The organism is Streptomyces sp. NPDC102451, assembly GCF_044765485.1.
In the GTDB taxonomy this organism is placed as follows: domain Bacteria; phylum Actinomycetota; class Actinomycetes; order Streptomycetales; family Streptomycetaceae; genus Streptomyces.
Genome location: NZ_JBIWKD010000007.1, coordinates 99,328 through 113,040 on the forward strand (window position 1 = coordinate 99,328; position 13,713 = coordinate 113,040).

At 70.8% G+C, this 13,713-nt stretch carries 14 protein-coding genes and 1 riboswitch; of the genes, 2 read left to right on the plus strand and 12 right to left on the minus strand.

The genetic code is table 11. The annotated features are described in order from the left end of the window. Positions 1 to 65: 65 nt before the first annotated feature. Positions 66 to 1,976 carry an AAA family ATPase gene (locus ACIRD8_RS18125; protein WP_403992084.1) on the plus strand — a complete coding sequence of 637 codons (1,911 nt, stop codon included), beginning with the start codon at positions 66 to 68 and terminating at the stop codon, positions 1,974 to 1,976. 46 nt (positions 1,977 to 2,022) lie between these two features. Here the strand turns inward: ACIRD8_RS18125 and ACIRD8_RS18130 are convergent, their stop codons facing one another. The 12 genes from ACIRD8_RS18130 to ACIRD8_RS18185 form a co-directional block, all read right to left on the minus strand. Continuing rightward, positions 2,023 to 3,108, minus strand: coding sequence for a hemolysin family protein (locus ACIRD8_RS18130; protein ID WP_403992087.1), 1,086 nt, complete (start codon positions 3,106 to 3,108; stop codon positions 2,023 to 2,025). Then, entirely contained in the window at positions 3,105 to 4,490 is a 1,386-nt protein-coding gene (locus tag ACIRD8_RS18135; protein ID WP_403992090.1) for a hemolysin family protein, read from the minus strand. Before ACIRD8_RS18135 ends, ACIRD8_RS18130 begins: the two co-directional genes overlap by 4 nt. A 187-nt stretch (positions 4,491 to 4,677) precedes the next feature. After that, positions 4,678 to 5,157, minus strand: coding sequence for a PH domain-containing protein (locus ACIRD8_RS18140; RefSeq protein ID WP_403992093.1), 480 nt, complete (start codon positions 5,155 to 5,157; stop codon positions 4,678 to 4,680). Between the two features lie 41 nt (positions 5,158 to 5,198). Next, the gene (gene hisG, locus ACIRD8_RS18145) at positions 5,199 to 6,047 is read right to left on the minus strand and encodes an ATP phosphoribosyltransferase (protein WP_403992096.1); all 849 of its coding nucleotides are present in this window, start codon (positions 6,045 to 6,047) and stop codon (positions 5,199 to 5,201) included. A 52-nt stretch (positions 6,048 to 6,099) separates the two neighbouring features. Continuing rightward, a complete protein-coding gene (locus tag ACIRD8_RS18150; protein ID WP_031097852.1) occupies positions 6,100 to 6,372 on the minus strand; it encodes a phosphoribosyl-ATP diphosphatase in 273 nt (90 codons plus the stop codon). 35 nt (positions 6,373 to 6,407) lie between these two features. After that, positions 6,408 to 6,893, minus strand: coding sequence for a 6,7-dimethyl-8-ribityllumazine synthase (ribH, locus tag ACIRD8_RS18155; protein ID WP_099176924.1), 486 nt, complete (start codon positions 6,891 to 6,893; stop codon positions 6,408 to 6,410). A 31-nt stretch (positions 6,894 to 6,924) separates the two neighbouring features. Further along, positions 6,925 to 8,211, minus strand: a complete 1,287-nt coding sequence (locus tag ACIRD8_RS18160) for a bifunctional 3,4-dihydroxy-2-butanone-4-phosphate synthase/GTP cyclohydrolase II (RefSeq protein WP_403992099.1) — start codon at positions 8,209 to 8,211, stop codon at positions 6,925 to 6,927. Then, positions 8,208 to 8,852 (minus strand): nicotinamide riboside transporter PnuC, encoded by a 645-nt coding sequence (locus tag ACIRD8_RS18165; protein ID WP_403992102.1) that lies wholly within the window; start codon positions 8,850 to 8,852, stop codon positions 8,208 to 8,210. The genes ACIRD8_RS18160 and ACIRD8_RS18165 overlap by 4 nt, the downstream gene beginning before the upstream one ends. Beyond that, positions 8,849 to 9,469 carry a riboflavin synthase gene (locus ACIRD8_RS18170; protein ID WP_403992105.1) on the minus strand — a complete coding sequence of 207 codons (621 nt, stop codon included), beginning with the start codon at positions 9,467 to 9,469 and terminating at the stop codon, positions 8,849 to 8,851. Before ACIRD8_RS18170 ends, ACIRD8_RS18165 begins: the two co-directional genes overlap by 4 nt. Beyond that, positions 9,470 to 10,570 (minus strand): bifunctional diaminohydroxyphosphoribosylaminopyrimidine deaminase/5-amino-6-(5-phosphoribosylamino)uracil reductase RibD, encoded by a 1,101-nt coding sequence (gene ribD / locus ACIRD8_RS18175; RefSeq protein WP_403992108.1) that lies wholly within the window; start codon positions 10,568 to 10,570, stop codon positions 9,470 to 9,472. A gap of 166 nt (positions 10,571 to 10,736) precedes the next feature. After that, positions 10,737 to 10,867: riboswitch (FMN riboswitch) on the minus strand. A gap of 136 nt (positions 10,868 to 11,003) precedes the next feature. Continuing rightward, complete coding sequence (locus tag ACIRD8_RS18180; RefSeq protein WP_403992111.1) at positions 11,004 to 11,258, minus strand: DUF397 domain-containing protein; 255 nt, start codon at positions 11,256 to 11,258, stop codon at positions 11,004 to 11,006. After that, positions 11,255 to 12,121: a helix-turn-helix domain-containing protein gene (locus tag ACIRD8_RS18185; protein ID WP_403992114.1), complete on the minus strand. Its 867-nt coding sequence runs from the start codon at positions 12,119 to 12,121 to the stop codon at positions 11,255 to 11,257. Before ACIRD8_RS18185 ends, ACIRD8_RS18180 begins: the two co-directional genes overlap by 4 nt. A gap of 525 nt (positions 12,122 to 12,646) precedes the next feature. On the opposite strand from ACIRD8_RS18185, the gene ACIRD8_RS18190 reads away from it, so the two are divergent. Beyond that, a complete protein-coding gene (locus ACIRD8_RS18190) occupies positions 12,647 to 13,627 on the plus strand; it encodes a MarR family transcriptional regulator (protein WP_403992117.1) in 981 nt (326 codons plus the stop codon). Positions 13,628 to 13,713: the final 86 nt, after the last annotated feature.

Sequence of the window (13,713 nt, forward strand, 5' to 3'; positions counted from 1 at the left end):
GGTGCGCCGAGCTGGGCATGCTGTGCGGGCGGGACATTCTGGGGGCACGGTTTGTGGGGGACCTGATGGACATCGGCACGCCGGGCACACAGGCCCCGGCCGACCTTGCCTGGCTGCGTGGGGTGGACGCCTACACCATGGGGGCGTACCCGCAGGCCGAGGAGGAGTTCAGAACGGCGGTGCGCTTCGATCCCGGCATGGCGGACGGCTGGCTGGGCCTGCACGCGCTGCGGATCGACACCACCACGGCGCTGTTACGCATGTACCGCCATCGCGACCGCTTCGGAGAGCAGCGTGCCCGCCATCGCCGCACGCTCAACTCGTGGTACTGGCTGGGCTGGTGGGTCCAGCCGGTGCTGGAGAGCCCGCGCGATCTGCTCCTCGCGCACGCCTCGCACTGGCTGGACGGCCGCCATGTGCCGGAGCTGGACCGCGCGTTGGCGGGTCTGCCGCCGGTCGACGCGGATCCCCAGGTCCGTTTCCTGCATGCCTGCCGCTCCTATCTGGTGAAGGACTGGGACCAGCTCGTACGCACCACGGAGCAGCTCATCGATGATCCGCTGCTCGGCATCGAGGCGGGGCTCTTCGGCGGCATGGCGCGGGTGCGCCTGGAGATGTACGGGCAGGCGGAGCCCCTCCTGTCCGCCGCGCTGATGCGCTGTCGCAGCGAGCAGCCGCAGCGCAAGGAGCTGCGCTACTGGCTGGCGCGTGCCCACGAGGGCACCGGCCGGAGCGCGGCGGCCCTGCCGCTGTACCGGGCCGTGCACCGGGTGGACCCGGCCTTCATGGACACCTCGGCCAGGCTGGCGGCGATCTCCGAGGGCGACGGTTACGACGAGGCCTCCGATCTCGCCGCGGTCTCACTGGCCGGCTTCGGCGCGGACAGCGCGGGCATGGAGGACCGGACGGACGGCGACACGGCACTCACCACCGACCTGGTGGACGGCCGTGAGCCCTGGCTCGGCGGCGGCGACCCCCAGGCGCTCCCCGGGGTCGTGGTCCCGCAGTCCGGGCCCGGCGGTGGCGGAGCGCGGGAGAAGCCGGGAGCGCCCCGGGCCGCCGCCTTCCCTTCGGGGCCGAGCGACCCGGCAATGCTCGCGGAAGCCCTTGCGGAGCTGGAGCGCATGGTCGGACTCGAACCCGTGAAACGCCAGGTCAAGGCCCTGTCCGCGCAGCTGAACATGGCGCGTCTGCGGGCGGAGCAGGGGCTGCCGGTGCAGCCGCCGAAGCGGCACTTCGTCTTCTCCGGCCCGTCCGGCACGGGCAAGACGACGGTCGCCCGGATCCTGGGCCGGGTCTTCTACGCCCTCGGCCTCCTCGGCGGCGACCATCTCGTGGAGGCCCAACGGTCGGACCTGGTGGGCGAGTTCCTCGGGCAGACGGCGGTGAAGGCGAACGAGCTGATCGATTCGGCGCTCGGCGGGGTGCTGTTCGTGGACGAGGCGTACAGCCTCTCCAACTCCGGTTACAGCAAGGGCGACGCGTACGGCGACGAGGCCCTGCAGGTCCTCCTCAAGCGGGCCGAGGACAACAGGGACCACCTCGTCGTCATCCTCGCCGGCTATCCGGAGGGCATGGACCGGCTGCTCTCCACCAACCCGGGGCTCTCCTCACGCTTCACCACGCGGGTCGACTTCCCTAGCTACCGCCCCCTCGAACTCACCGCGATCGGCGGGGTGCTGGCCGCCGACAACGGCGATGTGTGGGACGAGGAGTCCCTCGACGAGCTGCGCAGCATCAGCGGGCACGTGGTCGACCAGGGCTGGATCGACGAGCTGGGCAACGGCCGTTTCCTGCGCACCCTGTACGAGAAGAGCTGCGCCTACCGTGATCTGCGGCTGTCCGGTTACACCGCCGCGCCGACCCGGGACGATCTGGCCACGCTGCGGCTGCCGGACCTGATGCAGGCGTACGGCGAGGTGCTGTCGGGGCGGGGCCCGGTGGACCGGGGGAAGCAGGAGCCCGGCGCCCTGTGAGAGCGCGCCGCCGGACGGCCCCCGGAGGGACCGCCCGGCGACGGGATCAGCCCAGCGGGGCCATGGCCTTCGGCGCCTCCACCGTGCGGCGGGGCACCGAGACACGGTGGGCCGGGTCGCGGACCTCGCCCACGAGCATCTCCAGTACGTCCTCCATGGCGACCAGGCCGAGCACCTTGCCCGACGCGTCGGCGACCTGGGCGAGGTGCGTGGCCGCGCGGCGCATGACCGTCAGGGCGTCGTCCAGGGGGAGTTCGGCCCGTACGGTGGCCATCGGGCGCCAGATCTGCTGGGGGACGGCCCGCTCGCCGTCCTCCAGCTCCAGGACGTCCTTGACGTGCAGATAGCCCATGAACGGGCCGCCGCCCTCCGCGCAGACGGGAAAGCGTGAGTAGCCGGTCCGTACGGTCAGTTCCTCGATGCGGCGCGGGGTGACGGAGGGGTCCACCGTCACCAGGGACGCACGGTCGAGCAGTACGTCGGTGACGGGCCTGCTGCCCAGTTCGAGGGCGTCCCCGAGGCGTTCCTGCGCCTCCGGTTCCAGCAGACCTGCCATGCCGGCGTCCTCCACCAGCCGGTTGAGCTGCTCACTGGTGAAGACGGCCTCGACCTCGTCCTTCGGCTCGACCTTGAAGATCCGCAGGACGAGCCTGGCGCAGGCGCCGAGCGCGGAGGTGACGGGCCGGCAGAGCCGGGCGAAGCCGACGAGGCCGGGGCTGAGCCACATCGCGGTCTTCTCGGGGGCGGCCATCGCCAGGTTCTTCGGGACCATCTCGCCGATGACGAGGTGGAGGAAGACCACCGAGACCAGGGCGACCGCGAAGCCGAGCGGGTGGACGAGCCCGTCGGGCACGTGCGCCGCGTGGAAGACGGGCTCCAGCAGATGGGCGACGGTCGGCTCGGCGACGGCACCCAGGGTGAGGGAGCAGACGGTGATGCCGAACTGTGCGGCGGCCATCATCTGCGGCAGGTTCTCCAGGCCGTACAGGACCTGTCTGGCCCGGCTCGAACCGGCTGCCGCGAGGGGTTCGACCTGACTGCGGCGTACGGAGACGAGCGCGAACTCGGCGCCGACGAAGAAGCCGTTCGCCAGGACGAGGAGACCTGCGAAGAGCAGCTGTACGAGGCTCATCGCACGGCCTCCAGCAGGTCCTGGGTGAGGTGCTCCGGCCGGTCCGGCCGTTCCGCCGGGGTGGCCGGTATGTCCGTCAGCCGGACGAAGCGGACCTTCTCGGCCCGGTAGTGGCCGACCTGGCGGACGGAGATCCGCCAGCCGGGAAGCTCGGCCCGGTCACCGGGGGCGGGGATCCGCCCCAGCAGATCGGCGACCAGCCCCGCCACGGTCTCGTACGGGCCCTCGGGTACGTCGAGGCCTATCCTCCGCAGGGTCAGGACCCTGGTGCTGCCCTCCACGTCCCAGCCGGCCCGGCCGTCGTCGGCGACGACGGGTGTCAGCTCGGGACGGTCGGCGCCCTCCGCGTCGTGCTCGTCCCTGACCTCGCCGACGAGCTCCTCGATGATGTCCTCGAGGGTGACGACCCCGGCGGTGCCGCCGTACTCGTCGACCACGACGGCTATCGGCTGCTCGCTGCGCAGCCGCTTGAGCAGCTGTTCGACGGGCAGGGTCTCGGGCACCAGGAGCGGCGCCACGGCGATCCGGCTCACGGGGGTGCGCAGCCGGTCCTGGGAGGGGACGGCCAGGGCGTTCTTGAGGTGGACCATGCCGACGACCTCGTCGATGCGGTCCCGGTAGACGGGGAAGCGGGACAGACCCGTGGCCCGCGTGAGGTTGAGGACGTCCGCCGCGGTGGCGGAGGACTGCAGGGCGCTGACCTTCACGCGCGGGGTCATGACGTGCTGGGCGGTGAGCCCGGCGAGCGACAGGGTCCGTACGAAGAGATCGGCGGTGTCCTGTTCGAGGGTGCCGGCCTCGGCGGAGTGCCGGGCCAGGGAGACCAGCTCGCCCGGGGTCCTCGCGGAGGCGAGTTCCTCGGTGGGTTCGACTCCCAGCAGCCTGACCAGCCGGTTGGCGACGGTGTTCAGGGCGGTGATCACCGGCCGCAGGAGGGTGGAGAAGCGGTGCTGCGGACCGGCGACGAACCGCGCGACCTGGAGCGGCCGGGAGACCGCCCAGTTCTTCGGCACGAGCTCGCCGATCACCATCTGGACGGCGGCGGCGAACAGCATGCCGGTCACGACGCTCACCCCGGGGACGGCCCCTTCGGGCATTCCGGTGGCGGTGAGCGGTCCGGCGAGCAGCTGTGCGAGCGCCGGTTCGGCGAGCATGCCGACGACCAGCGAGGTGATGGTGATGCCCAGCTGGGTGCCGGAGAGCTGGAAGGAGAGTTCGCGCAGGGCGGCGACGACGGTACGGGCCCGGCGGTCGCCTTCGGCGGCGGCGCGTTCGGCGTCCGGCCGTTCCACCGTGACGAGACCGAATTCGGCTGCCACGAAGAAGCCGTTGGCGAGGATGAGAAGGAATGCCGCGAGGAGCAGCAACAGGGGGGTGGTCATGCCGCCGCCTCCGGGGAGAGGGCGGCGCAGGTACTACCGGACGATCCGTCCATTGCTGGAGGGAGTCACTCCTTGGGTCGCAGGAAAGTGCCCCGCGGGCGCGAAGGCCTTCTGGTGCGGGGCGGGGCGCACCCGGTGCGCCACCGGTCCCAGAATAATCGGGATCGGGCCGTACGGGGCAGTGGACTCAGCCGTTCTCAGTGGCGTCCTTCACTCCGCTGCCGTGGAACTCGACGAGCGCGCGGAGCGTTCTGGCGTCGCTGATGGCCCTTGCCCTGGCGATTCCGGGCTGGATGCCGAGCGCGGGCATGCTGGTGCCGTCGCTGAGGTCGAGGAAGACCCAGGGGTCCCCGGCGCGCAGATTGACGCGGAGGATCTCCGCCCAGGCGAGTCGTCGGGTACGGGTGATGTTGACGACCGTGACCCCTGCCTCGTCGGCGGTGATGCGGGGGCGGCTCAGCAGGGCGAGGACCCCGAAGAAGAGCAGGGCGACGAAGACGAAGCTGGTCCGCTCCCCCGCGCTGAGATTCTCCAGGATCACCGCGACGGCGGTGATGACGGCGAACATCGCCGCCCCCACGGCCAGCAGGACCACCCGGGTGAGGGTGGGCCTGAAGGTGGCCGGGAGAGCGGGGAGTCCGGACGGCCGTGGTGCGGGGGCGGACATGGCGGCGCTGTCGTCCTTCGGTGTGCGGTGGGGTCCGGCCGTCAGAGGCGGCAGGCGTGGATGGCCGTCGTGAGGATGGCGCGGGCACCCAGCTCGTACAGGTCGTCCATGATCCGCTGGGCCTCCTTGGAGGCGACCATGGAGCGGACGGCAACCCAGCCCTCGTGGTGCAGGGGGGAGATGGTCGGCGACTCCAGGCCCGGTGTGAGGGCGACGGCGCGCTCCAGGTGCTCGACGCGGCAGTCGTAGTCCATCATCACGTAGGAGCGGGCGACCAGGACGCCCTGGAGGCGGCGCAGGAACTGCTGCACCTTGGGGTCCTCGGCGTCGGCGCCGGTGCGGCGGATCACGACGGCTTCCGACGTCATGATCGGCTCGCCGATGACCTCCAGGCCCGCGTTGCGCAGGCTGGTGCCGGTCTCGACGACGTCGGCGATGATCTGCGCGACCCCGAGCTCGATGGCCGTCTCGACGGCGCCGTCGAGGTGGACGACGGAGGCGTTGACGCCCTCCTCGGCGAGGTGCTTCGCCACGATGCCCTCGTAGGACGTGGCGATCGTCATGCCGTCGAAGTCCTTGGGGCCGTTGGCCGTGCCGGGCTTGGTGGCGTAACGGAAGGTGGAGCGTGCGAAGCCGAGCTGGAGGATCTCCTCGGCCTCGGCCCCGGAGTCCAGCAGCAGGTCACGTCCGGTGATGCCGATGTCCAGCCGGCCGGAGCTGACGTAGATCGCGATGTCGCGCGGCCTCAGGTAGAAGAACTCGACCTCGTTCGTGGGGTCGACGAGGACCAGTTCCTTCGACTCCTTGCGCTGCCGGTAGCCCGCCTCATGGAGCATCGCCATCGCAGGCCCGGAGATTGCACCCTTGTTGGGGACGGCGATGCGCAGCATGAGGTCAGGTTTCCTTTGTGCGGAGGGAGTTCCGGGACGTGCGGGGGTGTGCTCAGAGGTGGGCGTAGACGTCGTCGAGGGAGATCCCGCGGGCGACCATCATCACCTGGACGTGGTAGAGCAGCTGCGAGATCTCCTCGGCGGCGGCTTCCTTGCCCTCGTATTCGGCGGCCATCCAGACCTCGGCGGCCTCCTCGACGACCTTCTTGCCGATGGCATGAACACCCTTGTCCACCAGCTCGGCGGTGCGGGAGGTGGAGGGGTCGCCGTCGGCGGCCTTGAGCTGCAGCTCGGCGAAGAGCTCTTCGAAGGTTTTGTTGGCCATGATGGTCCTAAGAATACGGGGTCCGGGAGCGCTGCTCAGCGCCAGGGTTCGCTGACGGTGCGCAGTGTGGCGGCCGTGGCCACGGCGGCGGTGACCGCTTCGTGCCCCTTGTCCTCGTTGGAGCCTTCGAGTCCGGCCCGGTCCAGGGCCTGGGCCTCGTCGTCACAGGTGAGCACGCCGAATCCGACGGGGACGCCGGTGTCGACCGTGACCTGGGTGAGGCCGTTGGTCACGCCCTGGGACACGTATTCGAAGTGCGGGGTGCCGCCGCGGATGATCACCCCGAGGGCGACGATCGCGTCGTAGCCACGGCCGGCGAGCACCTTGGCCACCACCGGGAGCTCGAAGCTGCCGGGGACCCGGAGCAGGGTCGGCTCGTCGATGCCCAGGTCGTGCAGGGCGCGCAGGGCCCCGTCGACGAGCCCGTCCATGACCTTCTCGTGCCACTGGGCCGCGATCACCGCCACCCGCAGGTCTCCGCAGTTGCGTACGGACAGTTCGGGTGCGCCCTTGCCGCTCATGTCTCTCCTGTGTGTTCGGTGCTGGTCGGTCTTACTGGTTGCCGCAGGCGGACGCCGTGGCGTCGAGCCAGGGCAGGTCGTGTCCCATCCGGTCCCGCTTGGTGCGCAGGTACCGCAGGTTGTGCTCACCGGCCTGGACGGGCATGGGCTCGCGCCCGGTGACCTTGAGGCCGTGCCGTACGAGCGCGGCGGTCTTGTCCGGGTTGTTGGTCATCAGACGGAGGGTGTGGACGCCGAGGTCGCGCAGGATCTGGGCGCCCGCCGCGTAGTCCCGGGCGTCGGCGGGCAGGCCGAGTTCGAGATTGGCGTCCAGGGTGTCGGAGCCGCGCTCCTGGAGTTCGTAGGCGCGCAGCTTGGACAGCAGGCCGATGCCCCGGCCCTCGTGGCCGCGCAGGTAGACGACGACCCCGCGGCCCTCGGCGGTGACGCGCTCCATGGAGGTGTGCAGCTGGGGGCCGCAGTCGCAGCGCTGGGACTGGAAGATGTCGCCGGTCAGGCATTCGGAGTGGACCCGGACGAGGACGTCCTGGCCGTCACCGATGTCGCCGTGGACGAGTGCGACGTGCTCGACCCCGTCGACGACGGAGCGGTAGCCGTAGGCGGTGAACGGGCCGAAGGTGGTCGGCAGCCGGACCTCGGCCTCGCGGCGCACGGTGGGCTCGGAGCTGCGGCGGTAGGCGATCAGGTCCTCGATGGAGATGATCGTGAGGCCGTGCTTACGGGCGAACGGGACGAGCTCGGGGAGCCGCAGCATCACACCGTCCTCGCCCGCGATCTCGACGATGGCACCGGCGGGGCGCAGCCCGGCGAGCCTGGCCAGGTCGACGGCCGCCTCGGTGTGGCCGTTGCGGACGAGGACACCGCCGGAGCGTGCGCGGAGCGGGAAGACGTGGCCGGGGCGCACGAAGTCGCCGGGTCCCGCCGTGCCGCCCGCCAGCATCCGGAGGGTGGTGGCGCGGTCGGCGGCGGAGATCCCGGTGGTCACTCCGTGGGCCGCGGAGGCGTCCACGGAGACGGTGAAGGCCGTCTGCATGGATTCGGTGTTGTGCGCGACCATCTGCGGGAGTTCGAGGCGGTCGAGCTCGTCGTTCTCCATGGGCGCGCAGATCAGACCGCGGCACTCGCTCATCATGAAGGCGATGATCTCGGGGGTCGCCTTCTCGGCGGCGATGACGAGGTCGCCCTCGTTCTCCCGGTCCTCGTCGTCGACGACCACGACGGGCCGTCCGGCGGCGATGTCGCGGATCGCCTGCTCGACGGGGTCGAGCGAGAGGTCCTCGAGGGTGCGGTCGTGCAACCAGGTGGGCTGGGCAGTCATGCCGTGGCTCCTTCCAGAGCGGGTGTCCGCGTACGCAGCCACCAGTCGCGCATGCCCCACAGGACGAGGGCGCCGTAGACGACGTAGATGAGACCGGAGAAGGCGAGTCCGCTGTGGAAGTTGAGCGGTACGCCGACGAGGTCGACGAGCAGCCAGGCGAACCAGAACTCGACCATGCCGCGGGCCTGGGCCAGCATCGCGACGAGCGTGCCGGCGAAGATGTACGCGTCCGCCCACGGGCTCCAGGAGAGCGAGGGGAAGGCGGTGAAGAGTCCGCCGACCGCGAGGGTGCCGACGACCGCGCCACCCAGCAGGTACGCGCGCTCGCGCCAGGTGGCGAAGCGTACGGCGATGGAGCCGTCCTGGGCCTGCTGCCTGCCGCGGGTCCACTGCTGCCAGCCCCAGACGGCGACGGCGATGACGATCAGCTGCTTGCCGACGCTGCCCGCCTGCTGCACGGAGACGTTCGCGGCGACCAGGACGACGCCGGACAGGAGCTGGGCGGGCCAGGTCCAGACCGAGCGGAGCCAGCCGAGGGCCAGGGCTATCAGGCCGATCGTGTTGCCGAGCATGTCCGACCAGATGATGTGCTGCCCGAAGGCGGTGAACGCCTCCGAGTTCAGCCAGTCCAGGGTGCTCATGCGACCGGCTCCCCTGATTCCGGCGCGGCGCCGTGGCCGAGCAGCCGTTCGACGTACTTCGCGAGGACGTCCACCTCGAGGTTGACCGGGTCGCCGGGCTCCTTGATGCCGAGCGTGGTCAGCGCGAGGGTGGTGGGGATGAGGCTGATGGTGAAGTGGTCGGAGGCGGCGTCGACGACGGTCAGGCTCACTCCGTCGACCGTGATCGAGCCCTTCTCCACGACGTAGCGGGCCAGCCCGTCGGGGAGGGAGATCTTGACGATCTCCCAGTTCTCGGAGACCCGGCGCTCGACGATGCGGCCCGTGCCGTCGACGTGTCCCTGGACGATGTGCCCGCCGAGGCGGCCGCCGAGCGCCATGGGGCGCTCCAGGTTGACCCGGGAGCCCTCGGTCAGGGCGCCGAGGCTGGAGCGGTCCAGCGTCTCGGCCATGACGTCGGCGGTGAACTCGTTCTCCCCGAGGTCCACGACGGTGAGGCAGACGCCGTTGACGGCGATGGAGTCGCCGTGTTTGGCGCCCTCGGTCACGACGGGGCCGCGCAGTCGGAAGCGGGAGGCGTCGTCGAGCTTCTCGACGGCTGTGACCTCACCCAGTTCTTCGACAATTCCGGTGAACACTCAGTTTCCCTTCCGAGCAGGAACGGGGACGGCGGTGATGCGCAGATCGGGGCCGATACGGACGGTCTCGGTCACATCGAGGCGCAACGCCTGGGAGATGGTGGAGATTCCGGCGTCGGCGAGGGCCGCCGGGCCCGCGCCGAGGAGAACCGGGGCGAGATAGCCGACGACGGTGTCGACCGCTCCCGCGGCGACGAAGGCGCCGGCCAGGACCGGCCCGCCTTCGAGGAGTACGGAACGGACGCCGCGGCCGTGCAGGGCGGCGAGCAGCGCGTCGATGTCCAGGCCGGGCCCGGTGGCGGCGCGCGGCAGGCGCAGCACGGCCTCCTCGGGGAGGTGACCGGCCGCGGCGTCGTCGGCGACCGCGATCAGGGTGGGCGCGGACCCGTCGAGGACCCGGGCCCCGGGCCGGACGGCGGTGGCGCCGGTGTCGACGACCACCCGGAGGGGCTGCGTGGCGCCCTCGATGCCGCGTACGCCCAGCTGGGGGTCGTCGGCGCGGGCGGTGCCGGAGCCGACCACCACGGCGTCGGCCTCGGCGCGCAGCCGGTGGACGTCGGCGCGGGCCTCGGGCGAGGTGATCCAGCGGCTGGTGGCGTCGGCGGCGGCGATCCGCCCGTCCAGGGTCGCGGCGTACTTCCACAGGACGTACGGGCGGCCGAGGCGGACCGAGGTGAGCCATACGGCGTTCCCGGCCTCCGCCTCGTCGGCGAGGAGGCCCTGTTCCACCTGGACGCCCGCGGCGCGCAGGGTGTCGGCACCGCCGGTGGCCTGCGGGTTCGGGTCGCTCACCGCGTACACGACCCGGCGGACGCCGGCCTCGACGAGCGCCTGGGCGCAGGGTCCGGTGCGGCCGGTGTGATTACAGGGTTCGAGGGTGACGAGGGCGGTGCCGCCCCGGGCCCGCTCGCCGGCCGCGCGCAGGGCGTGGACCTCGGCGTGCGGCCCGCCGGCGCGCTGGTGGAAGCCTTCGCCGGCCTGTTCCCCGGCGGCGTCGAGGATGACGCATCCGACGACCGGATTCGGGCTGGTGGCGCCGAGTCCGCGGGCTGCGAGCGTGATCGCCCGCCGCATGGCGGTTCTTTCGGCTGCGGTGGCCACCGGGTCCTCCTGCCTCTTCGGGCACGGACTCCGGGGCTGTCGATGACGACAGATGAAGCGGAACGCAACAGGGGAACGCCGAAAACCGAATCCGTCGACACGGATGTGGGCGTCCCGGGACTTCCCGGAACACATCCGCCGACAGCGGCGTACCTGTAACGGCCCGCCGCGCACTGCCTCCCATCCGGACTTTCACCGTCGGTCCAGGAATCTCACCTGGTCAACCGGCCGCTGGATGCGGACGGGTCGCGGACTATAACCGCCGGTTCGGAATTACACCGACCCCGGAGTGCGCTGCTGCTGGTACACGGTCATTGTGCCACGGCGGTCAACGGTCCATCCGGGTGACTTCTGTGGGACGGGTCACAGAGCGTGGGTGAGGCCGCGGGAACAGTGACCAGGGCCGGGCCTGACGTCTCCCTCGCGGGGCGCCTCAGCTCGCGGCCAGCCCCAGGAATCCCGCCCAGGCCCGAACCCCGACGGTGAGCACCGGGCCGTCGGGCTGCTTCGAGTCCCGGATGTGCACGTGTGTGGCCAGGGAGGCGACCTCGATGCACTCGCCGCCTTCGGCCCCGCTGTGGCTGCTCTTGCGCCAGGCGACCTCAATGCAGTCGCCACCTTCAGCCCCGCTGTAGCTGCTCTTGTACCAAGCAAGCTCCTGCGAGGCAGAGACTTCGGCGGTGTTCATAGCTCTCCCAGCAACTTCTCGATGAACCCCAAGGACTCTCGCGGAGTGAGAGCCTGGCTCCGGATGATCCCATAGCGGGCTGCGGCGAGCCGCGTCTCGTCCCGATCGCTCAGCCAGTTACTGCGCCCTTGCGCCTCGGTATACACGAGCTGTTCCCCGCCCCTACGCGTCACCACTGTGAAGGCGCCGTCCACCCCGGCGTTGTCGTCGCGATCGAGCGGCATCACTTGGATTTCGACGTTACGGAACCTACCGAACTTCAGCAGCTGCGCCAGTTGCCCATGCAGAACAGCTCGGCCACCCAACGGACGTCGCAGAACGGGCTCCTCCACGACAAAGCTCATGAGTGGCGCGGGCCAGCGGCTGAAAATCTCCTGCCGCGCCAAGCGTGCAGATACTCGTTGCTCGATGGTGTCCTCGTCGAGCAACGGTCTCCGCATGGCGAGAACAGCCCGCGTGTACTCCTCGGTTTGCAATAGGCCCTTGACCATGTGCGTGTCGTACGCGCACAGCTCGACAGCCTCACCCTCCAAGCGCGCCATATCCCGAAAGAACGCCGGGTACTGGGACCGCGCCAGCTCCTCCTTCAGGGCCATCAGCAGCCCACCGGCCTCCAGCAACCGGTCCGCCTTGTCGACGAACTCCGGCTGGGGGATGCGCCGTCCCTGCTCGAAGGAGGCCACCGACTGTGCCGCGTACCCCAGCCGCTTCCCGAACTCCACCCGGTCCAGCCCCGACCGCATTCGCAGCAGTTTCAACTGCCTTCCGAAGGCGACCGCCACGCCGTTCTCCGACTTGCCCTCAGACTGCGTCCCCGGCGAGGCCTCCGCCTCCGCGTCCATGCCCACCTCGTCCCGCGTCATCGCCACCGCCTGTCCCCACGTACGTACACGCCTCGGCCCATCGCGTACAACCAGCTTGCGAAGGACGGCTCTTCGCGGCCCCGCAGGAAGCGCCCGCCCCAGCTCGTCCCACTCGGGCACCGTAACCACCCGCCCTGCCTCACGCACACGATTCCCGCCGCGTTCCATCGAAGGAGTGGCCCGACGCTCGACATCCGAGAGCCGAGCTTCGAGCGTCGGAAACGGACCGTTCACTCGTTGGGAGGACACGATCACGGGCGCGGGCCCGACGCTTGAGTTTCGGGATTCGGAGGCCGGGATCCGAGGGTCGAGGCCCGAGCGATGTTGTTCACCCGGTAGGGAAAGAAGGGTTTTGGGAAAACCTCCCACCCTCCCTACCCCGCCACGGCCAGCCAGTATGACTAAAGGTGATCGGCTTGCAGCTCGCCGTCACGACTGCTTACGGTGCCCCCAACGAATCGACCCCGACGCGGTGCGCAAACACCAGGCCGGGGTCTCACCCCAAGATCGACAGGACCCGATCTCGTGGCTACCGAGCACCCTAGCCCTGCCCTTCGCACACCCGCATCCTCGCGCCCGTACGCGAAAGCCCGCCCCGGCTACGGCAAGCGCACCGCGACAGACCAACGCGCGCCCCGAGCAGACGACTTCGCGCTGATGCCAGAGCGCGAACGGCACATCGCCGGATACGTCGACCGACTCCCCGACGGTGCGGCCATGGACATCAAGTCGCTCGCCAAGAGCCTCCCGCTGTACGGACAGATGGCCGTCTCCAGCGCGTTGAAGGCCCTCGGGGTGGCCGGTCACCTGCGCCGCGTGCGCTGCCTGGCCGGCGAGGGCGAGCAGGTCCGCTGGGTCTCCCGTACCTACTGGTCCCGTACGGCCCACGACAACGAGTGGTGGGACACGTTCCTGGCCGCCGAGGGCAGTAACTCCCCGCCGGAAGCGACGCCCGCTCCCCCGGCTGCCGACGCCGATGCAGAGGCCCCGACCCCGACAGCCCCCGCGTCCGCACCATCCGTCGTGCCCGAGCAGCGCACACAGGCGACACCCGCGACCGCCGCCTCCCCCGCGTACCTCGCCCTGGCCCAACTCGGCCGCCGGGACACGCGTCTGGCGCTCTCCGCAGCGGACTGCCGCACCCTGGAGCCACTGGCCGCCGCCTGGTTCGCACGCGGTGTGGATGCCGACTACCTCACCCAGGCGCTCACCGCAGGTCTCCCCGCGCAGGTCGGCTCCCCCGTGGGCCTCGTACGCCGCCGCCTCACCGACAAACTGCCGCCGCTCGCGGCCAGCAGCCCGGCGCCTGCCACGGCCGTCACGCCGAAGCGCCGCCTCCTCGCGGAGTGCACCGAATGCGGCCGCCCTGGCGCTCCCGAAGCGCTCCCCGACGGCCTCTGCCGCCCCTGCCGCACCACACATCCGGAGGCGCCCGCTGCTCCCCCTGCGGACCGCGACGTTCACGCACTGGTGGGACAGCTGCGCGACCTGACCCGCCTGCCGTGACCGGCCGCGATCGCGTACAGGCTGTTCCCGCTCACGTACACCAGGATGATGACGGTGCGTAAACCCTGGTGACGTGCAGTCATGGT

Excerpts from the sequence above, each read along its gene's own strand:
- ACIRD8_RS18125 (WP_403992084.1), top strand. The coding sequence starts at position 66 with ATGGACATCGGCACGCCGGGCACACAGGCCCCGGCCGACCTTGCCTGG.
- ACIRD8_RS18130 (WP_403992087.1), bottom strand. The coding sequence starts at position 3,108 with ATGAGCCTCGTACAGCTGCTCTTCGCAGGTCTCCTCGTCCTGGCGAAC.
- ACIRD8_RS18135 (WP_403992090.1), bottom strand. The coding sequence starts at position 4,490 with ATGACCACCCCCCTGTTGCTGCTCCTCGCGGCATTCCTTCTCATCCTC.
- ACIRD8_RS18140 (WP_403992093.1), bottom strand. The coding sequence starts at position 5,157 with ATGTCCGCCCCCGCACCACGGCCGTCCGGACTCCCCGCTCTCCCGGCC.
- hisG (WP_403992096.1), bottom strand. The coding sequence starts at position 6,047 with ATGCTGCGCATCGCCGTCCCCAACAAGGGTGCAATCTCCGGGCCTGCG.
- ACIRD8_RS18150 (WP_031097852.1), bottom strand. The coding sequence starts at position 6,372 with ATGGCCAACAAAACCTTCGAAGAGCTCTTCGCCGAGCTGCAGCTCAAG.
- ribH (WP_099176924.1), bottom strand. The coding sequence starts at position 6,893 with ATGAGCGGCAAGGGCGCACCCGAACTGTCCGTACGCAACTGCGGAGAC.
- ACIRD8_RS18160 (WP_403992099.1), bottom strand. The coding sequence starts at position 8,211 with ATGACTGCCCAGCCCACCTGGTTGCACGACCGCACCCTCGAGGACCTC.
- ACIRD8_RS18165 (WP_403992102.1), bottom strand. The coding sequence starts at position 8,852 with ATGAGCACCCTGGACTGGCTGAACTCGGAGGCGTTCACCGCCTTCGGG.
- ACIRD8_RS18180 (WP_403992111.1), bottom strand. The coding sequence starts at position 11,258 with ATGAACACCGCCGAAGTCTCTGCCTCGCAGGAGCTTGCTTGGTACAAG.
- ACIRD8_RS18185 (WP_403992114.1), bottom strand. The coding sequence starts at position 12,121 with ATGACGCGGGACGAGGTGGGCATGGACGCGGAGGCGGAGGCCTCGCCG.